This is a genomic window from Planctomycetia bacterium (assembly GCA_015075745.1).
In the GTDB taxonomy this organism is placed as follows: Bacteria; Planctomycetota; Phycisphaerae; order UBA1845; family UTPLA1; genus UTPLA1.
In genome coordinates this window covers 2,681,104-2,706,177 of sequence record JABTTW010000001.1, presented here as the reverse complement: position 1 = coordinate 2,706,177, position 25,074 = coordinate 2,681,104, and the positions used below count along the sequence as shown (strand labels likewise).

Annotated in this window: 21 protein-coding genes; 9 read left to right on the top strand and 12 right to left on the bottom strand. The window is 61.2% G+C overall.

What is annotated here, in order from left to right; translation table 11 throughout:
- Nucleotides 1–144 precede the first annotated feature (144 nt).
- The gene (locus HS101_10710) at nucleotides 145–1,314 is read left to right on the top strand and encodes a PEP-CTERM sorting domain-containing protein (GenBank protein ID MBE7506741.1); all 1,170 of its coding nucleotides are present in this window, start codon (nucleotides 145–147) and stop codon (nucleotides 1,312–1,314) included.
- A gap of 40 nt (nucleotides 1,315–1,354) precedes the next feature.
- Here the strand turns inward: HS101_10710 and HS101_10705 are convergent, their stop codons facing one another.
- The 3 genes from HS101_10705 to HS101_10695 all read right to left on the bottom strand — a co-directional run bounded on the left by HS101_10705 (nucleotide 1,355) and on the right by HS101_10695 (nucleotide 6,397).
- Nucleotides 1,355–1,576: a hypothetical protein gene (locus HS101_10705; GenBank protein MBE7506740.1), complete on the bottom strand. Its 222-nt coding sequence runs from the start codon at nucleotides 1,574–1,576 to the stop codon at nucleotides 1,355–1,357.
- A gap of 129 nt (nucleotides 1,577–1,705) precedes the next feature.
- Nucleotides 1,706–5,236 (bottom strand): methionine synthase, encoded by a 3,531-nt coding sequence (gene metH / locus HS101_10700; protein MBE7506739.1) that lies wholly within the window; start codon nucleotides 5,234–5,236, stop codon nucleotides 1,706–1,708.
- 123 nt (nucleotides 5,237–5,359) lie between these two features.
- Nucleotides 5,360–6,397 carry an aminotransferase class I/II-fold pyridoxal phosphate-dependent enzyme gene (locus tag HS101_10695; protein MBE7506738.1) on the bottom strand — a complete coding sequence of 346 codons (1,038 nt, stop codon included), beginning with the start codon at nucleotides 6,395–6,397 and terminating at the stop codon, nucleotides 5,360–5,362.
- Nucleotides 6,398–6,575: 178 nt separating this feature from the next.
- Here HS101_10695 and HS101_10690 point away from each other — a divergent pair, with 178 nt between their 5' ends.
- Nucleotides 6,576–6,761, top strand: coding sequence for a hypothetical protein (locus HS101_10690; GenBank protein MBE7506737.1), 186 nt, complete (start codon nucleotides 6,576–6,578; stop codon nucleotides 6,759–6,761).
- Here HS101_10690 and tsaB read toward each other — a convergent pair whose 3' ends face one another.
- Entirely contained in the window at nucleotides 6,762–7,490 is a 729-nt protein-coding gene (gene tsaB, locus HS101_10685; protein MBE7506736.1) for a tRNA (adenosine(37)-N6)-threonylcarbamoyltransferase complex dimerization subunit type 1 TsaB, read from the bottom strand. It abuts the gene before it with no gap.
- Between the two features lie 103 nt (nucleotides 7,491–7,593).
- On the opposite strand from tsaB, the gene HS101_10680 reads away from it, so the two are divergent.
- Nucleotides 7,594–7,959, top strand: a complete 366-nt coding sequence (locus tag HS101_10680) for an STAS domain-containing protein (protein ID MBE7506735.1) — start codon at nucleotides 7,594–7,596, stop codon at nucleotides 7,957–7,959.
- Between the two features lie 29 nt (nucleotides 7,960–7,988).
- Here HS101_10680 and HS101_10675 read toward each other — a convergent pair whose 3' ends face one another.
- Entirely contained in the window at nucleotides 7,989–9,083 is a 1,095-nt protein-coding gene (locus tag HS101_10675; GenBank protein MBE7506734.1) for a tRNA-dihydrouridine synthase, read from the bottom strand.
- 129 nt (nucleotides 9,084–9,212) lie between these two features.
- Between HS101_10675 and HS101_10670 the strand changes: the two genes are divergently transcribed.
- A complete protein-coding gene (locus HS101_10670; protein ID MBE7506733.1) occupies nucleotides 9,213–10,700 on the top strand; it encodes a dienelactone hydrolase family protein in 1,488 nt (495 codons plus the stop codon).
- A 15-nt stretch (nucleotides 10,701–10,715) separates the two neighbouring features.
- Here the strand turns inward: HS101_10670 and HS101_10665 are convergent, their stop codons facing one another.
- Complete coding sequence (locus HS101_10665; protein MBE7506732.1) at nucleotides 10,716–12,638, bottom strand: hypothetical protein; 1,923 nt, start codon at nucleotides 12,636–12,638, stop codon at nucleotides 10,716–10,718.
- Between the two features lie 604 nt (nucleotides 12,639–13,242).
- Here HS101_10665 and HS101_10660 point away from each other — a divergent pair.
- The 4 genes from HS101_10660 (at nucleotide 13,243) to HS101_10645 (ending at nucleotide 17,794) form a co-directional block, all read left to right on the top strand.
- Entirely contained in the window at nucleotides 13,243–14,190 is a 948-nt protein-coding gene (locus HS101_10660) for a hypothetical protein (protein ID MBE7506731.1), read from the top strand.
- A gap of 63 nt (nucleotides 14,191–14,253) precedes the next feature.
- Nucleotides 14,254–15,177, top strand: coding sequence for a polysaccharide deacetylase family protein (locus HS101_10655; protein MBE7506730.1), 924 nt, complete (start codon nucleotides 14,254–14,256; stop codon nucleotides 15,175–15,177).
- A 2-nt stretch (nucleotides 15,178–15,179) separates the two neighbouring features.
- Nucleotides 15,180–16,100 carry a hypothetical protein gene (locus HS101_10650; GenBank protein ID MBE7506729.1) on the top strand — a complete coding sequence of 307 codons (921 nt, stop codon included), beginning with the start codon at nucleotides 15,180–15,182 and terminating at the stop codon, nucleotides 16,098–16,100.
- Nucleotides 16,101–16,771: 671 nt separating this feature from the next.
- Entirely contained in the window at nucleotides 16,772–17,794 is a 1,023-nt protein-coding gene (locus tag HS101_10645) for a thrombospondin type 3 repeat-containing protein (protein ID MBE7506728.1), read from the top strand.
- Between the two features lie 364 nt (nucleotides 17,795–18,158).
- Here HS101_10645 and HS101_10640 read toward each other — a convergent pair whose 3' ends face one another.
- From HS101_10640 to HS101_10630, 3 genes are all read right to left on the bottom strand, one after another.
- Nucleotides 18,159–19,445 (bottom strand): MFS transporter, encoded by a 1,287-nt coding sequence (locus HS101_10640; protein MBE7506727.1) that lies wholly within the window; start codon nucleotides 19,443–19,445, stop codon nucleotides 18,159–18,161.
- Nucleotides 19,446–19,627: 182 nt separating this feature from the next.
- Nucleotides 19,628–20,725: a cytochrome-c peroxidase gene (locus HS101_10635; GenBank protein ID MBE7506726.1), complete on the bottom strand. Its 1,098-nt coding sequence runs from the start codon at nucleotides 20,723–20,725 to the stop codon at nucleotides 19,628–19,630.
- Between the two features lie 98 nt (nucleotides 20,726–20,823).
- Nucleotides 20,824–21,696: a carboxypeptidase regulatory-like domain-containing protein gene (locus HS101_10630; GenBank protein MBE7506725.1), complete on the bottom strand. Its 873-nt coding sequence runs from the start codon at nucleotides 21,694–21,696 to the stop codon at nucleotides 20,824–20,826.
- A gap of 187 nt (nucleotides 21,697–21,883) precedes the next feature.
- Here HS101_10630 and HS101_10625 point away from each other — a divergent pair, with 187 nt between their 5' ends.
- The gene (locus HS101_10625; protein ID MBE7506724.1) at nucleotides 21,884–22,603 is read left to right on the top strand and encodes an aquaporin; all 720 of its coding nucleotides are present in this window, start codon (nucleotides 21,884–21,886) and stop codon (nucleotides 22,601–22,603) included.
- Between the two features lie 36 nt (nucleotides 22,604–22,639).
- Here the strand turns inward: HS101_10625 and arsB are convergent, their stop codons facing one another.
- From arsB to HS101_10610, 3 genes are read right to left on the bottom strand one after another with little or no spacing between them, the layout of a single operon-like run.
- Complete coding sequence (gene arsB / locus HS101_10620; GenBank protein ID MBE7506723.1) at nucleotides 22,640–23,779, bottom strand: ACR3 family arsenite efflux transporter; 1,140 nt, start codon at nucleotides 23,777–23,779, stop codon at nucleotides 22,640–22,642.
- A 36-nt stretch (nucleotides 23,780–23,815) separates the two neighbouring features.
- Complete coding sequence (gene arsM, locus HS101_10615) at nucleotides 23,816–24,631, bottom strand: arsenite methyltransferase (protein MBE7506722.1); 816 nt, start codon at nucleotides 24,629–24,631, stop codon at nucleotides 23,816–23,818.
- Complete coding sequence (locus tag HS101_10610; GenBank protein ID MBE7506721.1) at nucleotides 24,628–25,014, bottom strand: winged helix-turn-helix transcriptional regulator; 387 nt, start codon at nucleotides 25,012–25,014, stop codon at nucleotides 24,628–24,630. The genes arsM and HS101_10610 overlap by 4 nt, the downstream gene beginning before the upstream one ends.
- Nucleotides 25,015–25,074: the final 60 nt, after the last annotated feature.

Below are 25,074 nucleotides of genomic sequence, written 5' to 3'. Positions count from 1 at the left end.
CCCGCTATTCCATCTCAACGAGCAGGATTGTAGACTGACGAATTGAGACGTCTCGCCCGGGCCTTTGTGCGCCTCACTTCGGAGGAACCGCCGATGATACATTTTTTCAATTCTGCTGGACCGCTCTCAAGGTTTGCGGCGGTTGTGTCATTGAGTACATTCGCTTCGTGGGCGCGTGCAGGATCGTTTACCCCGCTCGGGTCGCTGGACCAGACGAATGCTTTCAGCAACGTCATCGCGATATCGCGTGACGGATCAGCCGTCGTTGGAAACACCGTTGAGAATGGCCATGTAACCGCCTATCGCCGGCAGGCCGGTACGATGATCTCTCTCGGCAATCTCAAGAACAAGTTCACCGAGTACAGTGAAGCAGGCGGCGTTTCCAGAGATGGGTCGGTCGTTTCCGGAATGAGTCTCTCGCCGAACGGCACCGAGGCATTTCGATGGGAAGCCGGCATCATGACCGGCCTCGGTGATCTCCCCGGCGACATCTTCTACAGCCACGGATTTGAAGTATCGGGCGACGGCAGCACGGTGGTCGGCATCAGCCGAACCGGAGACGTCGGCGATCATCCGTTCCGCTGGATCGACGGAGTGATGCACGATCTCTTCGATGATTTCCCCAAGGGAGCCTTTCCGCCGTTTACCAATTGCATCTCGGATGACGGTTCAACCATCGTCGGGTTCGAGTTTCGCTGGCGGCTCGGCGTGGTCGAGTTCATCGATCCACCGACTGGCGCACAGTTCGCCATGCCGCTCCAAATCTCCGACGACGGATCGGTCATCGTCGGCCATGCCACGTTCAATGCGGCCCGCACCGAGGCATTCCGCTGGGAAAACGGAGAATATCAACTGCTGGGCGACCTCCCGGGCGGCGCAATCGACAGCCGGGCCATGGGTGTGTCGGGCGACGGCTCGATTGTTGTCGGCGCAGCGAGCACGGCGTCAGGCATGCGGCCGTTCATCTGGGACGCTCAGCATGGAATGCGAAATCTCGTGGACGTACTCTCGCGGGATTTCGCCTTGAATCTCACGGACATGACACTGACCGAGGCCGTGGGCATCTCGGGCGACGGGCTGAAAATCGCGGGCAACGCCGTAAACGAAAACGGGCGGCCCGAAGCCTGGCTCGCGGATTTAAGCTGCGCCGACGGCGACTTGAATCACGACGGATCATGCTCGACATTGGATATCGAGCCGCTTCTTGATTGTCTTCTGTTGGGAATGCCCTGCGGTTGTGCCGACCTGAATCTCGACGATCATCGCGACGGGCAGGACATCCGCGCGCTGGTCGATTGCATCGTGACGCCCTGATTCAGGCTGGATTCGCTTCGCCCACGACCTTCAGCCCCGACTATTTCCTCTCGCGCCGCCCTGCCGTGAGGACGCGTTCGATTTCGTCGACGGCCAGTCCGCGCTCGACCAGGGAGCGCTTGAGCGCGTTGTCGGACTTTGTCTTCTCAATGCCCCGCCATGCGGCTGCAACGCTGGCCACGATGGGAATCATGCAGCCCATGAAGATGGCAATGTTCGGCATCTTGAAAAGCTCGGCCCAGGCAGAATCTGCAATCAACATGGATCAACCTCCACCAATCGCGATGAACGAGTGACATCCTCGACGCATCGCCAATCAATTACCAGTCCCACCCATGTATTATGCGGGAATCGGTGAATATTCACCGTAAAAAAAGGCGGGCCCTGTCCGCTAAGCCTTGCCGATCCGGGCCGCCAACTGGTCATCGGTCTTGGCCCCGCGCACGTTGAAATACCTTGCCTCGGGGTGGTGGGCGATGATCGCGCTGGTCGATTGCTCCGGTTCAAGCTGAAACTCTTCGCTCAGTTCAATGTCGATTCGGCCCGGCTCCATGAGCGGCCAGAGCTTGGCCTGGTCCCCCAGGTTTGGACACGCCGGATATCCGAAGCTGTAGCGGCTGCCTTGATAGCGCTGCTGAAAGAGCCTTCGCACCTCGCGGTCGTCCTTTTCCGCGATGCCGAGCTCCATCCGGATCTGCTTGTGCATGTACTCGGCCAGGGCTTCGGTCGCCTCCACGCTAAAGCCATGCAGGTGCAGGTAGTCCCGGAAGAGATTCTGCGCGAACCATTGCCGTGCGACGTCGCTGGCCTTGCGTCCGACTGTGACAATGTGAAACGCGACCACGTCGTACTCGCCGCTGCCGATCGGCCGGTAGAAGTCAGACAGGCACCAGTACGGCGGCTCAGTCTGCCGGGGGAACGTGAAGCGAGCAATCTCCTTCAAGGCCGGTCGCTTGCCCGGTGCGACTGCATCGGCGCTCTGCGGCGGCTCATAGATGATGAGGTCCTGCCCCTCGCTGTTGGCTGGCCAATAGCCGTAGATCGCCTGCGGCACGACAATGCCTTCCTGTGCGCACCGTTTGGCAAGCTCGTGAAGAATCGGCCGCACCTCGCCGCGAATGTAAGCGTCGTACGCGTCCTTCTTCCGGCCGGCGGGCGTGTACTGCCACTGCACGCCGAACAGCATCTTCTCGTTGATATACGGCATGACCGTCTGCAGATTGATCCGCTCAATCACGCGAGAGCCCCAGAACGGCGGTGTAGGGATCGGATTGTCGATCGCGACGCCGCTTCGCTCGGGCAGCGGGCCTGCGGGCTGAGATGGCGCCGTCGTCTTGGTGCGCCTGGGGCCTACCTGTGGCCCGCCCGGTTCGAAGAGCGGCTGGCCCTCGGACAGCCGCCGCATCAAGGCTAATCCCTCGAAGGCGTCCTTCGCATAGGTGACGGGGCCTTTGTAAATCGAGCGCAGGTCATTCTCAACGTAGCCGCGCGTCAGGGCAGCGCCCCCGAGGATGACCGGCATGGTCAGGCTTCGCTCGTTGAGCACTTCGAGATCGTCGCGCATGACCAGCGTAGACTTCACCAGCAGCCCGGAGAGGCCGATGGCGTCGGCCTTGTGCTTGTTAAATGCCTCGATCACGTTGTTGATCGGCTGCTTAATACCGAGATTATGCACGGTAAAGCCGTTGTTGCTGAGGATGATGTCCACAAGATTCTTGCCAATGTCGTGAACGTCGCCCCTCACCGTGGCGAGGATAATCGTGCCCTTGCTCTGGCCTGAGACCTTCTCCATGTGCGGCTCGAGATGGGCGACCGCCGCCTTCATCGTCTCGGCGGAGGACAGCACGAACGGCAGTTGCATCTTGCCCGCCCCGAAGAGCTCGCCGACGACCTTCATGCCGTCGAGCAGGAAGGTGTTGATGATCTCCAGCGGCTTGTATCGAGTCATCGCCTCGTTCAGATCCGCTTCGAGACCGATCCGCTCGCCGTCGATGATCCGCTGCTTGAGCCGCTCCTCGATGGGCAGGTCCGCCAGCGACTTTCGCTTCTCGCCGACTTTCTCGCCCTTGTCGAACATCTTGAGATAGACCTGAAGCGGGTCAAACCCCTCTCGCCGTCGGTCGTATATCAGGTCGAGCGCCGCGTTCCATCGCTCGTCGCTGATCTTGTTGCGAGGAAGTATCTTGCTGGCATGGACGATCGCCGCGGTAAGTCCGCGCTGCATCGCTTCATGCAGGAAGACCGAATTGAGCACCGCCCGCGCCGCCGGCACAAGGCCGAAGCTGACGTTGGACAATCCCAGAATGGTCCCGCAGCGAGGGAACGCCGTCATGATCCGCTCGATGCCGTCAAGCGTTTCCAGGGCGAGGCGTCGATCGGCTTCGGTGCCGGTCGTGACTGGAAAGGTCAGACAATCAAAAAGAATGTCTTCCTCGGCGATGCCGTATTTCTTCGTCAGCAGTTCATGCAGCCGTCGGGCAATCTCTATCTTCCGGTCGGCGACCTTGGCCATCGCCTCGGTGGGGTCTTCGTCGATGGTCAGTGCGACAACCGCTGCGCCGTACTTTCGCAGCAGCGGACAGACCCGCTCCAACTTTTCCTCGCCGTCCTCGAGATTCACCGAGTTGACAATGCACTTGCCGCCCGCGCGCTTGAGCCCCGCCTCCAGCACCTGCCACTCGGTGGAGTCGAGCATGAGCGGGACGGTGACGTCCTGCGCATAGCGCGAGACGACCTTGTCCATGTCCGGTACGCCGTCTCGGCCGACGTAATCGACGCAGACGTCCAGGATGTGCGCCCCTTCGCGGACCTGCTCCCGGCCCATGTCGACCAGGCCGTTGATATCGTCCGCGACGAGCAACTCTCGAAACTTTTTGCTGCCGTTGGTGTTGCTCCGCTCCCCCACGATCAGAAAGCTGTTTTCCTGCCGGAGCGTCACCGCCTGATAAATGCTTGAGCAACTCGGCTGGCGCTGCGGCTGCCGCTGTGCCGGAATCAGTCCGCGCACCGCCTCGACCACCGCCTCCAGGTGCGCTGGGGTCGTGCCGCAGCAACCACCGACGAAATTAACCCCGTCGGCAACAACAAACTCCTTGAGCCACTTCGCCAGTTCCGCGGGCGTCAGGGCGTAGTGCGTTTTGCCGTCCACGAGTTGCGGCAGCCCCGCATTCGGCACAACGCTGATGAGCCGCGAGCTGTGCCGGCCCAGGTGGCGAACGTGCTCCGACATCTCCTGTGGTCCCGTGGCACAGTTGATGCCGATGACCTGAACCTGCGGATACGACTCAAGCGTCGTCAGTGCTGCCGCGATCTCGGTGCCGACGAGCATGGTTCCGGTGACTTCGATCGTCACCTGCACGAAGATCGGCACCTGGCGCGACTTCTCGTGCATGGCGATCGTCGCGGCGCAGACGGCCGCCTTGGCTTGCAGGATGTCCTGACAGGTCTCGATGATCAACGCGTCCACGCCGCCGTCAAGCAGACCGCGCGCCTGTTCGGCGTAGCTGTCCTCGAGAATGTCAAAAGTCGTGTGCCCCAGCGTCGGCAGCTTGGTGCCCGGCCCCATGGAGCCGAGAACGAATCGCGGCTTGTCCGGTGTGGAAAACCTGTCCGCCGCCCGCCGCGCCACTTGTGCGGACTGCTTATTGAGGTCGTAGGTCAGATCGGCCAAATCGAATTCGCCGAGGACAATCTTGTTGGCCCCGAAGGTGTTCGTCTCCACGCAGTCGCATCCGACGCGCAGAAATTCCGAGTGAATCTCCTCGATGATCTCGGGCCGGGTGTCGGTGACGATGTCGGTGCAGTTCTCGCAGCCGCGATAGTCCTTGTCGATGGACAGATCGTGCGCGTAAATGCTCGTGCCCATCGCCCCGTCAATGACGATGACACGCTGCCGAGCCAGATTTAACAATGGATGATCCAAGATAATATCCTTCCAGAAGCCGATGCGTTCAATACATATTGTAATTCTATTGATCGGTCGTGGTCACGAAGATAATCATATGATCCGGTCACGCGCATATCCGCGCAGGCGGATATGGAAGCGTCATCCAAGGCAGGCTCGTACGGCCGCAACCGCCTTATCGACCCCGTCTGACGGGATATCCAGATGGGTCACGCCGCGAAGCTGGGTCGGCTTCATCAATCCGCTGAATCGAACGCCATGCGGCATCAGCCGATTGAGGAATTCCGTACGCGGCATCTTCGTGCCGGCGATGTCGAACACCACGATGTTCGTCTCCACCGCATCGACATCGACCGATATTCCCTTGATGCCGGCCAGCCCCCGTGCCAGCGCTTTGGCCTTCGCATGATCCTCGGCGAGGCGCTGAACGTTGTGCTCCAGCGCATAAACGCCCGCCGCCGCGACGATGCCCGCCTGGCGCATCGCGCCGCCGAACAGGTGCTTATACCGCCACGCCTGTGCGATGAACTCCTTGCTGCCCGCCACCACACCGCCCACTGGACAGCCCAGGCCCTTCGACAGATCGATCCAGCAAGAGTCAAACGGCTCGCAATAATCCCTCGCCGAAACGCCCGACGCCACGACGGCATTCATCAGTCGGGCACCGTCGAGGTGCAGGAGAAGACCATGCTTGCGCGCGCAGGCCGCGACCGCGCGAACCGCCTCCAGCGGCCACACCCGACCTCCCTTGAGATTGTGCGTGTTCTCAACGCACACCAGGCGCGTTCGCGGGAAGTGCGGATCGTCGGGGCGAATCGCCGCCTCCACCTGCTCGGCCGTGAAAATGCCCGTTTCCGTATCGAGTAGCCGCAGCGAGGCCCGGCTGTGGACCGCAGGGCCACCACCCTCGAAATGCACCGGGTGCGTACTCGCTTCCAGGATGATTTCGTCGCCCGGTCGACAATGAATGGCGTGGGCAATGAGGTTGCACATCGTGCCGCTGGGCAGAAAAAGAGCCGCCTCCTTGCCGGTCAGCTCGGCCGTCATTTCCTGTAACCGGTTGACCGTGGGGTCTTCGCGCTTCTGCTCGTCGCCGACCTCGGCGTTGGCCATGGCGCTCCGCATACCCGGTGAGGGGCGTGTCTGCGTGTCGCTGGAGAAATCGTAGGGATAGCTCATCCGGGGAAACCCTTTCTTCAGGCGTCAAACCCGTCCAATATACAACCGATGGCTCGGCCGAACCAAGCCGGCCCCCCCCGTGCCGTTTCATGCTTGGCCCAGCCCCGGACCGATGATATAAAGAAGGCGGCGGGACGGCCGCCCGATGGTTTGCCTCAGAGGATCGGCAAGAGGACACATGCACCGCTTAAATCGAGCCTATCGACGCCGCTGGATCATGTTGGCCGCCATCTGTCTGGGGACGACGGCTCAGCTTTCCACCTGCCGCGAGGATGCCGCCCTCTTCGGTATGCGAACCGCCTTCAGCTCCGTCACCCTGCCGATTAACACGGCCATTCGGCAATTCTTCTTCGGCGGATTCTAGTCAGCGAGCAGCTTCGCCCGTCTCCTTCCCGGCTTGGCGATTCTCCCATACTTCTTCAGCCTCCGGCCGACGGATATAGAGCGGGATCAGCTCGCGCGCCGGCGTGAACGCGCCCTGCTCGGCAAGACGCCGGCCGAGTCGGCACACGTTTGCCGCGCGAGGTATCCAATAGGCAGGATCGACGACCGATGCCCCGGATTTGGTGATGGCTTCCCTGTGGTAGTCGATCCCCTCGCCGGTCACGATGATCTTCCCGTCGTACCGCGCGATCAGTTCCCGCGGATTCGCCAGGTGCGGCGCTTCAACGGCATGGTATGCGCCTGCCCGCCATTCGAACACGGCGGCGAAGACCTGCCCGCGCTTCGCATCCAGCACGATCGCCAGCGGAGACGGCGGCGGCCCCATGGCGGCACAATTCTCCGCCACGACCGCCAGGGTCGGCACCGCCACGATCTGAGTCGCGCCGGCCAGTGCCATATGTCGGGCAAAGGCGACGGCAACCCGCAGGCCGGTGAAACTGCCGGGTCCGATCGAGACATAGCAATGGTCCGCCTTGCCCCTGGGCCAGCCGACTTGGAGGTAGAGTTCCTCAAGCGAGGGCAGGAGTTCGCGGGCGTGTTGCGTCTGCGTCGAGAATTCTGCCTCCGCGACCACGTTCGGGCCTTCGGCCAGGGCCACGGACCCACGGCGGCTTGACGTTTCGATGCCAATAATGCGGATCGTCTGCATGAAATCCCCGACTCGCCTGTGCCTGTGCTCCGGCGTAAGATAGTGGCATGCCGGAGCGACGTATAGAGGTTCGGGCTGTTCGCTGAAACGGGAGTATTCGACTGTGGCTGCTTCAAATCTGCGCGTGGAAGACTACGCGGGCGTTACGCTGGTGACCTTTACCGATCCATCGATTCTCGATGCCGCCACGATCGAACAGATCGGCCGCGATCTTTACAAACTGACCGACGTCCAGAAAAAGCAGAAGCTCGTCCTGGACTTCGCCAACGTCAAGTTTCTCTCGTCGCACGCCCTCGGCGTTTTCATCACGCTCCAGAAAAAGGTCGCGGATATCAAGGGCACCATGGTCTTCGCCGGACTGCGCAAGGAACTGATGAAGGTCTTCTCCCTCACCGGTTTGGACAAGATGTTCAAATTCTTCCCGACCGATGCCGACGCTTTGGGGTCCTTCGGCGTTCGCCTGAGTTGATTCGGTTATCACCGACTGATGATTATTGATCAAGCCTCGGCAGGCTCGCAGTCCCATGTTGCCCCGGCCGCGATAAGGGCCTCGGGGCGAAGGCGGCGCGTCACCGCTGGGTAGCGCGATTCATCGCCGTACCATTCATCGAGCATGGCGTGCCAGTCGTCCGCGGACTTCACCGCGAGGAAGGCGCGCTTCACGTCGACACTGAGCGGATGAAGCTCGCTGTACCGAACGCCAAATTTCCGTAACAACGGACCGGCTAACTCTTCGCCGTGGAGTGAGGCAACAAGATCGTAATGACGGGCCAGCGCGCGGCGCTGCTCGGTAATGGAAGGAGGGGCAATTTCCGAAAATGTCATCGGTCCAACTGGGGCAGCCTGATCGAGCAGGGCCCGAAGCTCGCGGAATATGAACGGGTTACCGATGGCCCCGCGCGCAATCGAGCAGCCGTCAACGCCTGTCTCGCTGAGCATCCGCACACAGTCCTCCGCCGAAAAGAGGTCGCCGCTGCCGAGAATCACCCGGTCGCCGACATGCCGCTTCACCCGGGCAAGAAACTCCCAATTGCTCGGGCCCACGTACCGCTGCCTGACGGTCCGCCCGTGGACGGTGACGGCGGAAAGACCGGTCTCGAAGGCGGCATCCAGGACCGAAAAGAAATTCGCCTCGCTCTCGGCGGTGTCGTCCATGCCGCGGCGCATCTTGAGCGTGACAGGGACCCGGTCCCCGACGGCGTCGTAGACTTTGCGGATGATGTCACGGGCCTGATCGGGAACCGAAAGGAGAAAGCCTCCGCGGCACCGCCCAAGCACCTTGCGCACCGGGCAGCCGAAATTGATGTCGATGACGTCGTAGCCGACCTCGACGAGATCGTTCGCCGCCGCGGCAAACTGTTCCGGCTCGCTACCCATAAGCTGGCCGCCCACGGGATGGTCGTCCGGCGGGATGGCGAGCATTCGGCGCATTTTTTTTCCCGCCTGGCCCACAAGGCGGTCGAGGACGACCTCGTTGATGGCGTACGGACAGCCATACTCCCGGGCGAGCAGCCGCATGGCGGCGTCGCTGTAGCCGCTCAGGGCGGCCTGCACGAAGGGTGCGTCGAGCTGGATGTTTCCGATGTGGAGCATAAGTATATTGCCTATTGTAGCAGGCGGGCATGGTTGAGGGCACGGGTGCCGATACGGAGTAGACCGATGTATAATCCCCGTGGTTGCGAGCCAGTTACGCGAATGCGTCATACCTTCGAGGAACTCATCATGAACCAGACAATGAATTTTTCCCACTGGATCAAGCGGGCGCGGGTATTGGCATTGGCGCTTCTACTCACCGGTCTGCTGGCTGGGCCGGCGGCAGCGGGTGCGGACCCCGCGGAGATTTCAAAGCTGCAAAGCAAGCTTCGGACGGAGTATCGCGCCGCCAAATACAAGGACGCGATGGAGACCGCCAAGAAACTGCACGACCTCGTGCCGGACGACGCGGACACGATTTACAACATCGCCTGCCTGCACTGCCTGCTGGGGGAAAAGGGCGAGGCGTATGAGTGGCTGGAGAAATCGATCCGCGTGGGCTACCGCGACGCCGACAATCTGATGAGCGACGCCGACTTTCGCACCATTCGCGGCGAGGATCGATTCCGCAAGATCGTCGCCGATCTGCGCGCAGACGGCAGCGGCCATGCAGATGAGCAAGAAAAACCTGCGGCAAAGAAGGATGACAAACCTGCGAAGAAAGCGGACGCCAGCGACAAGGATGAAAAGCAGGTCGAGGAGATGTCGCCGCGCGATCGCGCGATGCGAATCAACGAGCTAACCAGAAGACTGATCCAGGCGGCAGGCGAGAAAAACTACGATCAGGCCCTGGAGATCGCACTCAAGGCGGAAGAACTCGCCCAGAAAGACATGAACGCCGCAACGAAGGCCCTGACGGCCTACAACGTCGCGTGCATGCAATCACTCATGAAGCACGGAGACGAGGCGATCGAGGCGTTTGAACGAGCCGTCCACACCGGCGGATTCAATGAAAACCTGATCGAGCAGATGAAGGACGACAGCGACCTCGATTTTATCCGCAAGAACAAACGCTTTATCCGGCTCGCCGAGGAACTGACCAAAAGCGCCGCCAAAAAAGTCGAACCGGCGACAAAAGTGACCCTGCCGAAGCACTTCGACAAATCGAAGAAGGCTCCGCTCATCGTGGCGCTGCATCCGTGGGGCGGAAACATGAATGAAACGCGCGACCGATGGCAGAAGGTGGCGGACCAGATGGGGGCCATCCTGCTGACCCCACAGGGGACCTACCAGTTAGGCGACGAAGAATACCGCTGGGACATGAGCCTCGATGACCTGGAAGACCAGGTCATGCGGGCGGTCGAGTCGGTCATGGACCAGTACAAGGTTGATGAGGAAAAGGTGGCGATCGTCGGCTTCTCTCAGGGAGCATGGGCGGCATACCTCATCGGCATCCGCAACGCGGGAATGATTCGCGGAGTCATCTCAATCGCCGGCAAGTTCGACAAGTCATTTGAAGCCGAGGTGGACGGCGAAGACCTGGGCGACATGCGTTGTGTCATCATGGTCGGTGACCGGGACGACCAGGAAATGCTCGAGTCCAGCCGGCTCGCGGAGAAAGTGCTCAAGAAGTCGGGAGCGACGGTGCGCTACAAGTCCTACAAGGGGCTGGGCCACCAATACCCGAAGGCTGCCGAGAAGGAGCTGACCGAAGCGGTGGAGTTTGTGTTCGAGTAGCGAGCGCGATCTCGCCTAATTGGGCATCTGGTAGAACTCAAGTCGCGGGGGCGTGTCCGGCCGGGCGATGAGGAGGATGTTTCGCACGGAGTCGATGGCGAGGAAGGCGTCGGACGGGTTGGTGTTGTCCGGCGCGGACTGTAGGAGAAGGGGCGCGATCGAATTCTCTGTGAACGTATCCATGTCGAAGAAGCGTACGTTCATGTCGAAGGAGGGGGCGCTGATGCGGCAGTTCGCTGCGATGCGGTTTCGCACCGGATCGAAGGCAATGTTGAAGATCTGAAAGTTGCTGCCGCAGATTTCCGCGAGCTGTTCCATCGTGTCGATGTTGTAGGTGCGGATCGACGAGCATCCGCCCGGTCCGCCGAGTTGCATGTTGACGTGCAACCGTCGCCGGACGGAATCGACAATCACGCCGACCGGGTCTTCATTGGGCCCGTCGTCGATTTCGTCGGTCTGACCCGTTCCCAGATTTACGCGATGAAGCTGAAAGTCGCCGACGATGTACAGGTTGTTCGTCTGTGTGTCGATGCCGGCATCGGGTTGCATCGGGTGGAAGTAAGATGAGGAGGAAGGACGGTACTGGATTGTGTTCGTGACGCCGCTCTGGTCCGGGATGAATTCATAGATTTTGCCGGAGTTGCCGTCGCGAACATAGGCAATGTTGCTGAGCGGATGCACGGTGATGCTCTGGAAAGTGGCGAGGCCGAGGCCGCCTATGCCTGCGGGGAAGATTTCGAAGTCAGGATCGAAGCCGAATACGCCGGCGCCGGCGGAAGCGAGGACACCTCCGTTCTGATCGACCCCTAAAGCGTCGATGTTCTGGAACGTAGGGACGATCTGGTCCGTACTGCTTTGCGGGACGAAGCAGAGGCTGTTGATTGCCTGGAAGTGGATGTCGTTGCCGAGTGAAGAAAGTGAGAACTCGAGAGTTGGGAACTGGACTGGAATCGTGGCGGGGTTGGTTGTGTAGTCGATCTGATAGAGAAAGTCCGTGCGCGGGACGAGCATGGTCGGCACGAGGAGGTTGACGGTCCACATGGAGCCGTCGGGCTTGAAGGCGAGGCTGCCTCCGGTATAGCCGAGCGGTAGTTCAGTGACGTGCGTGCCTGCCCCGGTTTGAATGTCGATCGTGACAATCTGTACGGGGCCGTTGAGCGGCGGATTGATGCCATAGAGTTTTCCGTCGAGTGGGGAGAACTTCAGCCCTTGGACATTGGAGAACTCAAGTGGGTCGGCGCTGAGCTGACCGATGTGTTCGGCGGTGGCAGTGACCGGGTCGATTTTCCAGAGGTCATCGACCACGTCGACGGTGTAAAGTAGCCCGGTGGCCGGGTCGCGGGCCAGGCTGAAGATGGATCCCAGGGGACCGTCCATGCCTTCGAGTCCCGTTTCGCCAATCTGTGTTCGCTGACCGGTTGCCGGATCGAGTTCGAAGAGCGTGGCGGCACGACCGAGGGCGAAGATGTCAATGATATAGAGCTTGCCCGTGTCCGGGTTGTAGTCCATGCCGACGGCAAATCCGGCGTTAAGCGGCGGGACGAAGAGCGTTTCCGGGTAGGCGAGGATACGGTTAATTTTTCCGGTGGCGGGGTTGATCTGACCGATCAAGTCGTCTTCAACATCGAGGCCGTAGAAGACACCGTTAGGGGATGCCAGCGGCAGCCAGACACGGTTCTGAAGGTCGAAGCGCCGGACGCGCTTTCCGTCTGCGACGAAGCCGCGGTTTCGTGTCAGGTCGAGGGCGATGTTGACGGGAGCGCTGCCGAGCGGCAGTTCGCCGAGTTTCGCGGGCGGCGTTGCGTGCGTCGGAGTCGGCGGTGGGTTGGGAGCGGGATCGACGGGCGGGTCAACCGGTGGCTGCATCACCTGCTGGCAGTCACCCGCCGCAGCCACGAACAGCATTGCCAGAACGCCGATCCCTCTTAGAATCCTCATATCCATTCGCATCGCCGTCGGAACCGGCTTCGCTGCCGGCCACCCGATGGACCTCCGAAGGAAATACACCCTTCACCGACAGACCTCACACAGGTTTTTCTTTCCTCAGAAGCGACTGGATATGCGGGGAATGGGTCCGGAACAGGCACTTTATTCGGACGGGACGGGCAGATTTGACGGTCTTAGGAGAATGCGGGCCTGGTCAGGTATCGAACGCGACGCCTTTGGGTTCATCATGATCTGGCAATCAGCCGCAATTCCCGCCGCAACCGCGAGGAAATTAAGCAACGAGGGCCGGCCGAATCATCGTTTCCTAGGGTCTTCGAAATATCTGGAAGTGTTGGCTATTTTGAGTCTCGCTCCGCAGTGTTCATGTATGACGGGTGCGTCGATTCTTCCAATTCCCAAATGTTCGAATTGCCGAATAGTCTTGTACCCAACGAGGGCTCGTAAGCGTTCCCGCGCTACGGACCGGCTTGGCCAGAGCCGCAATATCCTGCAAAATCGCACTTTCCCTGATTGTCCGTGCGCTTCAAGACGGGACTTTCTGTTTTTCTGTCGCTGAAGCGCGGACGCGTATGACTTTCGAGAGGCGGTCGGAAACATGCTGGTTTTGGATTCAACGCGCGGCGTGATCGACGGGGCGTCGCATATTTCCATCGACGATGCGGCCATCGCTCAATGGGCGACGAAGATGTCGCGCGACGCACTGCGCCCTTCGGGCCATGACCTGTTGGGAAAGCTGGAAGGCTCGCAGGCTCAGCTTGCCAATATCGTCTTGCTCATTGACGCCCTGAACTTCTGCTTCTGGTCGAAGTGTCCGCTGAAGATCGAGTGGCGCGGGACCACCTACGAACGCTTCCAGGCCATGCTCGTTTCGATTCTGCTGGCGGTACGCTACGAGCCGGCATGGTTCGACGCCAGATATTGGATCGAGGTGCCGTCGGACGAGATCCGACAGGTGCTCAGCGGAAAGGGTGAGCTGCTGCTGCTCGACGAGCGCGAGCGGATCATTCGCGATACCGGCCGCGTCCTGCTCGAGCGGTTCGACGGCCAGTTCATCCATGCGGTCGAATCCGCGAGATCGCGCGCCTGGCCGCTGGCCGTGTTGTTGATGACCGAGTTCGACTCGTTTCGAGACGTGGGCAGCTACCGCGGAAGCATCGTCTACTTCATGAAGCGGGCACAGATCACGGCCCTCGACTTGTCCGTCGCATGGCAGCATCGCGACCATCCGCCGCTGGCCGGGCTGGAGGAGTTGACGGCCTTCGCGGACTACCGCGTCCCGCAGGCCCTGCGCCACCTGGGAATCCTGAAACTCTCGGAGGAGTTGGCCGCTCGGGTGGAGCGGGAGGAGGAGATCGCCGAGGGCAGCGAAGAGGAGATGGAGATTCGCGCCGCATCGGTGCAGGCGGTCGATCGAATGGTGAAGGCGCTCGCGACACAGGGAAAGAAGTCGGCGGCATGGGAGGTGGACTGGTATCTGTGGGAACTCTCGCACGCACCTGAAGTGGCCATCGGGCACCATCGGACGCGGACAATCTACTACTAATGTGCTTCGGGCGGGCTGAGACTTGGCTCCGAGGGGGACCGCAGGAGTGCCGATAATTGAAGTGTGACGGCGCAAACACTTCAGGAAAAGACAAAGCGTCCCGGTGCTGGTCCGGCGGGGTTGCGCCGCGCGCCAATCGGGCACTTCATCGCGACCTATCACTACATTCGCGAGCGGGACTCGGACGGCGTGACCGGCATCACGCCGCAGCGCTTCAGAGAACAGATCCTGGCGATCAAGTCGCAATACGAAATCGTGACGGCGCACGAGTTCTCCGCGCGGGCCGCTGACGACGATCGACTGGGCCTTATCACCTTTGACGACGCGGTGAAGGACCAGGCCATTGCGGCGGAGATTCTTGACGGGCTGGGCGTGCCGGGGGTTTTCTTCGCGCCCATGCGGCCGTACTCGGATGAGCCGGATCGGTGGTGCGCACAGCACCTGCTTCACGCGCTTGCGGAGCATCTGGGCTGGCGGGAGTTTGAGCGGCGGGTCGAGCCGCACATCTGCGGCGTGGAGATCGATGTCGCGAAGATGGACGCGCTGTATCACTACGAGGTTCCGCACAAGCGGCGGCTGAAGTTTGCCCTGGCGTTTGCGGTGCCGCCGCAGCAGGCATGGGCCATTCTGCGGGAGATCAATGCCGAAGTCGGTCTGCGCGCGGAGGACTGGTTCATGACCGAAGCGGAGCTTCGCGCGGTGCAAGCGGCGGGGCACTCGCTGGGCGGCCATGGTTTCGACCATGTTCCATATACATCGCTTGGCCCCAAGGCGCAGGCGGCGGACATGCAGCGGGCGGCGGCGACGATGACCCGGCTGTTCGGCGCCATGCCGAGGATGCTGGCGTACCCCTTCGGCAGGTATGACGAAACGACGGAGATGATTGCCCGCGGCTGCGGGTACACGATGACCCTCGGGACCGACGAGCGCGTGGATGCAAAGTATGTGATGGACGAACTGGGGCGGCGCGGACAGGGAGGCATATAGTCATGGGCGGCGAGATTCGACCCTGCGAAGATGCAAAGCAGCTTCAACATTACATCAACACCTACTGGCGGCGCGGCCACGTGCTGGCGACCGACGATGCCATGTTTCGATTCACCTACTCGACGCAATGGGTGGATCGATCGGTTTGGCCCGGCGGGATGAGCGTGCTGGGCTTGTATGACGGCACGCGCATGACCGGCTTTCTCGGCTCCATTGTGACCCCGTATCCGCGACCGCAATCCTATTGGCTGGCCCTTTGGCACGTCTTTCCGGAGACCAAGGGCACCGGTCTGGGCGGTAAGCTGCTGGCGAAGATGCAGTCCATCGCCGAGGCGTGCGACGGATGGATCGGCACATTCGGGGCGGGGCCCGATGCGCTGCCGGTGTATTTGAAGCGTGGGTTCTGCGTGCGCGGTGCGCGGCGCTGGGTCTATTCTCCGGATGGTGAGGTGAAAAAAACGCAGCGGACAACGGGCCCTGCGCGGCCGCACTCGGCCGAGACGCTCCCGGGCGACGCGTGGTTCGACCATAGGTTCTGGAAGCACCCGATCTATTCGTATCAATCGCAGTCCGGCGTGGTCTATCGCACCGAGGAGAACGACTGGGGCGTGGTGACACACGTGTGTCATCATCCCGAGGGAGCGGACCCAACCTTTGCGAAGATCCATGCGGCGGAGTCGGCCAGGGCGAATGGCCGGCGATTCCTGATGGATGGCTGGGGGTTTGACTGTCCCGGCGAGAATTGGACCCTTGCGCCGGACGACCTGCCGACGGTGTTTCATCCGCCCGAGGCGCGGGGCAGTACGATCTACGCGGTGGGGCGGCCGTTCCTGATGACCCGCATTCATAAGGGGGACTGCGATCAGGATCGACCAAATGGCGCGGCGGCGGTTGAGCAGGCCGCAATGTCGCATGCCGGCTAGGGCGGCGGGATTGCTGGTGGTCCATCGCCAAACGGCAAGCCGCTTCCTTGATCGCGCGCAAGTGCTGCAAAATTGAAGGTGACAATAGGCGAAAAAAAAAGGGGCCAAGGGGTCCAGGGTAAATGCAAAGGCGGCGGTACTGATTGCGTCGGCGATTGGCGTTGATCGTGATTGGATATCCGGATTTTCTGGTACCGCTTGCTGACGCGCGCGGCTCGGATCGGGGGCGGCGAGCGAGCAAAATTGAAGGTGACATAAGGTGAGTCAGTCGATTTTTTTCGGTTGCAAGTCTTGTGGCGGGCATGTGTTGGGGCAAGTCGCAAATCCGGCGGTTTTTGGGTGACATGGGCCTGAATTCCGGTTCGTGATCGAAGGCCGCCGATCGCCGGGGAGCGGGCGGCGGTGGATGTGTTGATTCCATTCCTCCCCAGTTAACGCTTGCTCACTGTCCGCGCCTTTGGTCCGAATCATTGCGGTGCTGCGGGTCGCTTTGGATCAGCCGATATCGCCGGACGCCGTCCGAGAAAGGGCTGACCTGTGTCGCCCGATACATAAACGGCGAGTTCTCCCTTGCCGAAGGCCCGGCCGTATTGGATATCTTCACAGGCGCCCGCCACTATCTCTCGAGGCAGGCGCGAGTCCGGCGATCCGATTTTCTCGGGACTATCTCCATGAGTATTGCCGTAGGTGCGCATCGCCGGGCCGGGCGAGCGGGGCTCTTCGCCGCCGCGTCATTTTCGATCCTTTTGTCGGCCTGTTCGACGGAGGAACTCTCTCAACTCGGGTCCGCGGCGATCAACGCCTATTTCGGCGGCACGGTTCCGCCGATGAACTGGGCGGCCCTCAGGGCCCTGCCGGATTCGGACGGCGACGGGATTCCCGATGCATTCGATCCATTTCCCAACGATCCGGACGCCGATGGCGACGGCGTCGTCGATGGCATGGATACCGATTGGGACAATGACGGCATTCCCAACTGGCTGGACCCGGATGTCATCGGAATCGATCAGGATGGCGACGGGATTCCCGATATTCTCGATTCAAGCCCGTTCGACCCGGACGCGAATGGAAACGGCGTGGCCGATGGGTACGAGACCGACTCCGACGGCGACGGGATTCCCGATGCCCTTGACCCGGACCCGACGAATCCGGATGCCGACGGCAACGGCGTGCTCGATGGGAAGGAGACGGACTCGGACGGCGACGGCATTCCGGATTTCTACGACGAGTATCCGAACAACCCTGATGCGAACGGCAACGGCGTTCCCGACGGGCAGGAGAGCGACTACGACGGCGACGGCATCGTGGATGCGCAGGACCCGAACCCGGGCGAGTCGGACTCCGATGGTGACGGCATCCCCGACTTTCTTGATCCGTTCCCGAACGATCCGGATGCGAACGGCAACGGGATATTGGACGGAGCAGAGACGGATAGCGACGGCGACGGCATCTATGACATCGACGATGGGTATCCGGGCGATCCGGACGCCAACAGCAACACGATCCTCGATGGCAGCGATCCGGACTATGACAACGACTACGACTACTACGGTCTGCTCGACGGCGAGTTGACGGATAACGACAACGACGGCCTGCCCTCCGGCACGGATCCGGACGACAACAATCCGGATTATGACGGGGACGGTTATATCGACGGCATCGACGCGGCGCCGACCGACCCTAATGTGCATTGATAACCCATCGCGCAGAATCGGATGGCGAATTGCGGATGAAGCGGCGCGTCGCCTCCGGGAACGTGGCGCGCAAAAAAAACCCACTCGGTCCGACCACCGAGTGGGCCAATGATCAGCGGATGGGCGAGCCGAACAATCACCCGCTGATCGAACACACGAATTAGCAAATACGAAGAGGTCGGCTTCCCGCCACCGGGCGGATGACCCCTTCTACCAATCTAATACCGGCATGGGGGCGGCGTTATTCCAAGACTTGGAAAAAGTTTGGCGCGCCGCGAACAGCAGCCCATGGTTCTCCATCGATGGGCGTAAATCGAGCCATTTCAAGGCTTTATTGCGTGGGCTGCCGAGTCGAGGCCGGTGATCAGATGGGCTTCGGGCCGTGCGACGGATGGTCGCCCGCCAGTTTTCGCATTCGCCAGGAACCCCATGCGAAGCCTGCGGAGGCAAGGGCCAGGGGCCAGGCAAAGCTGCCGGTGAGGGCGTAGAGCATCATTCCCAGGCCCTGAGCGACGATGCCGCGGACGCCGACCAGGGTGGAGTGGATGGCGAGGTATTCGGGGGCCTTCGCGCTGCTGCCGGCCAACGAGACCGGGCCCAGGGTCCAGGTCAGTTGCACGCCGACCATGCCGATGGCGTAGATCATCGCGAATGCGCTGAGCCATGTCGCGCTGGAGAGCCCGAATGTCGGCTCGGCAGGCACGAAGATGAGGGCGATGGGATACAAGGTGAGCCACAGGAATGACACCGCGGCGAGTTTGATGGAACCGAGCTTGTCGGCGACACGGCCCATCGGCATGAGCAGGACGATGGTGGTGAGTTGATAGATGACGACCGTCGCCTGGGAGTATTCGGTGTAGTTCAGGTGCAGCTTGTCGGTGGCGATGGCGGGGATCAGGGCGGTGCAGATCATCCAACCGATGCCGTAGGACATGAAGGCCGCCTCGTAGCCGGCGAAGCGACGATCCTTTTTGAGGATTTCGCGCATGGCGCGCAGCGGCGAGAACCATGAGCTGCTTATCAGTTGAGGCGCACGATGGCGCGCGATCCAGAAGGGCTTCGATGAAATCCTGGCGTACGAGAACAGGCCGAGCGCCATGCACGCCGCGAGGATGGGGAAGAACAAACGAAACGCATCTCGATCGTGATCCAGCCAGAGCCCCATGCCGAGCCCTGCGAGCATGGTGGCGAGAAACTGGGCGGCGCAGATGACGCCGAAGATCCGGCCCCTGCGTACCGTGGCATAACAAGTCTGCAATAGATCGCCGTTGAGCGGGGCCATGGCCGCGACGCCGGCGGTTCCGCCGCAGGCCGCGACGACGAAGAGAATCATGACGTGCCAGATGTTTTGGGCCGCGGCCAGCAGGGCGATGGGGATGCAGGCGCATGTGGCGATGATTGCCAGGTACGTGCGCGTGCCGACCCGGGCATAGAGGCGATTCCAAAAGATCGACGCGAACTGGGTCACCGGCACGGCCGCCGTCAGGACGGTGGTCTGCCAGTTGTTGGCCCCGAAGCGCTCGCGCGCGAGGAATGGGAGGATGTACGGCGTGGCGATGGCGGTGCCGAGGCAGAACGTGCCCACGAGGTGCAGGAGCATGACGCGCTCCAGGGGACCGTCGCTCGGGAGGACCGTCGGCGCAAATGGCATTGAGGAGATGCCCCCGCCTGGCGTCACGGCACTGGAGGGCTCTGCGGGTGTCGAGGTCATGTCGGGTCAACAGACTGCAAGAGGACGATTCGTCATGCAAGCGGGACACGCACGCAAGAGCCCAGAGCGGATCGCGCCCTGGGCTCGCGGGGAAATCGATGTCATGTCAGAGGGCGGCGGAGTTACAGAGTGCCGTCGTCCTTTTTGGGCAGTTCGGCCGGCTTCTCAACCTTCACGACACTCGGGGAGGAAAGCGCTTCAAGGAATTCCAGAAGCTGGTCAAACTCCTGGTCGGTGAGATCGAAGGGCTTGAGCAGGGGGTCCTTGTTGGGATGATCGCCTGCGCCTTTCATGTAGAACTCGATGACGTCGTCGAGCGTCTCAAATGCGCCGTTGTGCATATAGGGGGCGGTGTGAACCAGCTCGCGGAGCGACGGCGTCTTGAACTTGCCTCGGTCGGACCGGCTCTTGGTGATGAGTTCGCGGCCGTAGTCGGCGTTGACGCTCCGCGGGTTGGGATACTTTTGATCGGTGGCGAAGAAGTGCCGCGTGGCGATGCGATCGGACTCCGTTTTAAGCTCTTCGATTTCCGGGACGCCGGTGGTGTGGAACTCGCCGTCGGACAGGTTCGCCCCATGGTGGCAGGCGATGCAGTTGGCCTTGCCGGTGAAGAGGCCCATGCCCTTCTTCTGCATGTCGGTCAGCGCCGATTTGTCACCCGTCAGATACTTGTCCACGGGGCCGGGCTTGGACACGATCGTCCGTTCGAAGGCGGCGATGGCCTTGGCGAGGTTGTCCATGTTGACGTCGCTCTTAAAGACCTTTTTGAACTGGTCGCGGTACCAGGGAATGCCGCTCAGTTTTTCGACGAGGTGGGTGTAATTCTGGTTCATCTCGATCGGCGCGGCGATCGGACCGATGGCCTGCGCTTCGAGGCTGTCTGCGCGGCCGTCCCAGAATTGGGCCTTCGAGTAGGCAGCGTTCAGGGCGGTGGGGGCATGTCGCCAGTGCTTGGTGCCGGGGTAGGCGTCGGACATCTGCAACCCGTTGGCAAAGCCCTTGGCCGGGTCGTGGCACTTGGCGCACGAGAGGCTGCTGTCGCCGGAGAGGCGCGGATCGAAGTAGAGCATCCTGCCCAATTCGATCTTTTCCGGGGTCATGGGATTGTCCGCGGGGATCGGCACCGGGCCCAGCGGTTCCAGTTTCTTGTCGGCGGCTCGGGCGGACTGGCTATCCAAAGCGGCGGCGCCCAGGGCGACGGCGAACGCCATCACTGTCATTCTGATTGTCCTGCTGTCGTGACTCATTGGCTCAATCCTCACTGGCGATGGTGAAAATGGAAATACGAATACGCTGCTCCAATAGGATGCGAATTGTGCTACTTGGCGTCTGCCTCTTCGCCGTCCTTCGGCTTCAGCACGATCTGCATGTCGCTTGTTTCCCCGGCCTTCACTTCGACGGGAAACGTCTGCTCGCCGAGATATTCCTGCCAGACGGCCAGTTCATACTTGCCGGGCGGGACATTCTCAAGACGAAAGGTGCCGTCGGCGCCGGTCACCTGGTAATAGGGGTGCAGGGCGACGTGAACGTATCCCTGCATCCAGTCGTGGACGTTGCACTTGAGATTGACGACTCCGGGCCTGGTGAATTTCTGCACGGCCTTCATGCCCTGCTGCGGCTGAAGGATGTTAAAGAGGGTGTAGATGCGCTGCGAGGCGTTGATGTTGTGGGCGACGGGATCGCTGTTGAGGATTTCGACTTCCTGCCGGGCGCGGACGACCTGAATGTGCGGGTGGAATTCGCAGATTTTCTGATCGATGCGCGGCTTGGACTCCGGCTCGGGGAAGTCTTTGCCCTCTTTGATATCCGCCAGGTACGCGACGGCCTGTGCGACACGGCCCGCGCTGTCGGTGGTCATCAGCGGCACCTCGGTGGGGTGCTTTCCGCAGGACTCGTGATCCTTGACGATTTGAATTTTGCGCGGGGCGGGTATCTTGCCCTTGTAGATGACCGTGCCGGTAAGCGTGCCGCCGCCCTTTACGTCGACGACCTTGTAGGACGTCGGGCGGCGCGAGCGGCGCGAGCGACGCGGGGATGACTGGTATTCGAGATTCAGGTTGGCAGACGCTACTTGCGATGGGCCGTCGGCCTCGGTCGGCGGCGCGGTCTGATCCGCGATGACGGCGAATGGGCCCAGGAAGCTGACGGCTATCAAGGCCCTGACAAAGTGCGATAGATAAACCCGTGCCATGCTGGTACCTCATGTTGAAATCGTGGAGAAGACATGCGTGCCAACCGCGCATATTATTCCGGGAGTATAGTGCCCGTGGCACGGATCGGCCATCGGTGGAACCAATCTTGACACGCGCTGATGCGGTCACATACCCTTCACCGTATTGTCTGTCTGACGATTCGAATCATTGAGCAGGACAAGCCTTATGAACAATACGTCGAAGTTCGTCGCGGAGGCCGTCGGGACTTTCATGCTGTGCTTCATCGGCGCCGGGGCGATGTGCCTGGCGGTCCACCAGGAGTTCGCTCCAGGAGTGGGTCTGCTGGGGATCGCCGTTGCACACGGCATCGCCTTGTCGGTGGCGGTCTCGGCCACGATGTATATATCCGGAGGTCATGTGAATCCTGCGGTGACGGTTGCCATGCTGGTGACGGGACGAATCAGCCTGTCGGATGCGATTGGTTACATCATCGCCCAGTTGATCGGCGCGACAATCGCCGGCGCACTGGTGCTGGCCGTTTTCAAAGGCCTGACCGTCGGCGATCAGCAGGTCGTCCTCGCGGCGAGCCTTGGCACACCGATCTACGCGAATCCGGTCACGACCGGGCAGGCTATCTTGATCGAGGCGTGCCTGACGTTTCTGCTCCTCGTGGCCGTCTTCGGGACGGTAATTGATCCTCGCACTCCCAAGATCGGCGGCTTCGGAATCGGACTCATCGTTTGTGCGGATATCCTCGTCGGAGGTCCGCTAACGGGCGCGTCGATGAACCCCGCCCGCACATTTGGCCCCGGGATCGTCGCGGCCATGAGCGGAAATCTCGATGTCTTTTGGCCACAGCAATTGGTGTATTGGATTGGCCCGATCGTCGGGGCTGTTGTGGCCGCGCTGATCTATGATGGGTTCCTCAAGCAGAAAACGGCATAGAGAGGGATCCTGGAGATTCAACCAGCGGTCGAATGCTCAATCGGCCGTGCCTGCAACGAACGTTTGCCAATTGGCACAGCATCCTTGCTCCGGTGTGGGACATTCTTCGGGGCTTGCGGCGTCGAACCACCCTCGCGTCCGATTGCAGAATGCGCAAACGCTCAACATGACCGGTACTTCCACCAACACGCCGACCACCGTGGCCAGGGCGGCGCCGGAATCGGGACCGTACAAGGCGATCGCCGTGGCGACGGCCAGCTCGAAGAAGTTGCTCGCCCCGATGAGGGCGCCCGGCGCGGCGATGCTGTGCGGTACGCGGAAGATTTTCATCAAACCATAGACCAGTGACGAGTTGAAGAAGACCTGAATGAGAATGGGGACGGCGATGAGCACCACGTGGAGAGAGCGGTTCGTGATGTTATCCGCTTGAAAGGCGAAGATCAGCACGAGCGTCGCGAGCAGGGCCAGGACGGCGACGGGGTGGAAGCGCGGCAGAAAAGTCTTTTCGAACCAGTCCAGTCCGCGAGACCGCACCAGCCATACGCGGGTTGCGACGCCCACCGACAGGGGAATCACGATAAAACAGATGACGGCATACAGGAGGACCATGAACGGGACGGTCAGCGCGGACGCCCCGCTGACCAGAAGCGTGACGATCGGCGCAAAGAGCACGAGCATCAGCAGATCGTTGACCGAGACCTGTACCAGGGTGTAGGCCGGGTCGCCGCGCGTCAGGTAGCTCCAGACGAAGACCATTGCCGTGCAGGGGGCCGCGGCGAGGATAATCACGCCTGCGATGTATTGGTCCGCGAGTTCCGCGCCGATCAGCGGCCGGAAGAGGACTTTGAAGAAAACCCAACCGAGCAGAGCCATTGAAAAGGGCTTGACCAGCCAGTTCACGAAACAGGTGATGATGAGACCCTTCGGCCGTTTGCCCACGCCGACGATCGACGCGAAGTCCACCTTCAGCATCATCGGGTAGATCATCAGCCAGATCAGCACCGCAATGGGAATGTTGATCTGGCTTCCGCCGCCGAATTCCATTCGCCGAAGCGAATCAATGGCGCCCGGCGCGAGTTTTCCAAGCCCGACGCCCACGGCCATGCAGAGTCCGACCCATAGGGTGAGGTACCGCTCAAAGACATTCAAGCGACGGACCTCGGTTTGATTGCTCATCGCGAAATTCCTATTGAATTTACATCGACCGGTGGGTCAGGGCTTTCTTGCGTAGAAGATCGCACTCCAGACATTTCCGACGGTCGTCTTCGCGAGGCCGGCTGTCTCGGCATTCAATCCCAGTTCAGACCCGACCAGGGCCTCGATCTGCGGCGCGTCGTATAAATGCCGATCGCGCACCTCCGCATCGAGGAGTCCCGCATCTTTGAGGCCTGCGAGGTAGTCCTCTTCGCCGATCGCCCCGGCGATGCAACTACTATACAGCGCGGCGTTCTTGCGCACCGCTTCGGGTAGTTCGCGCACGACGATGTCCGACACGCGCATCTTCCCGCCGGGCCTGAGTACCCGGGCGATCTCCGCGAAGACGCGCGGCTTGTCCGGTGAGAGATTGATCACGCAGTTGGAGATGACCCAATCGACCGTTCCCGACTCGACGGGCATCTCTTCGATGATGCCCTTTCGGATTTCGATGTTCTTCATCCCCGCCGCGGCGATGTTTGCCCGGGCCTTTTCGATCATGGCGTCGGTCATGTCCACGCCGATGACGCGGCCGGTCGGGCCGACCATCTTCGCGGCGATGATCAGGTCGATTCCCGCGCCGCTGCCCAGGTCGAGCACGACGTCGCCGGGCTGCACTTCGCTGAAGGCAAGCGGATTGCCGCAGCCGAAGGAGTTGATGACGGCTTCGACGGGAAGGGCGGCCAGCTCCTGGGAGTCGTAGCCGGCGAGCTTGGCGAGGGCGCCTTTTTGCGTGGGGCAGCAACTTCCGCCGCAGCAGCCGGTGCCGGGATTGTTGACGGCATGGGTGTAGGATTCGGAGACCATCTTTCGAACGTCGATCGGGGTATTCACTTGCGTTTCTCCTTCTTAAGGGGAACCTTTTTTTGTGGTGGTGGACAACAAGACTCAATGGCGTCGGCGATGACGCGGAGGGTCGACACAAACGTGTCGAACCGGACGCAGTAATAAACCTCCTTGCCACGGCGGGTCGCTTCCAGAATGCCCGCGTCGCGAAGGATGGCCAGGTGCCGCGAGACGACGGATACGTCGACGGGGCAGCAGCAGGCGATTTCGCCGACGGTGCAGGATCTTCCGCATTGGGCGAGGCGGGCGAGGATGGCGACGCGATTGGGGTCGCACAGGGCGCGGAAGAACTTCGGCTCGATGAGCTCGGCGACATCCTGGCAGCAGGGGCGGTTGGGGGGGCCGCAGGTAGTTTTGTTTATTTGCGTCATTGTGCAAATGATAGCAATGGATCCAGATTGATGTCAAGTCGTCGCGTGCTGTGGAAACTG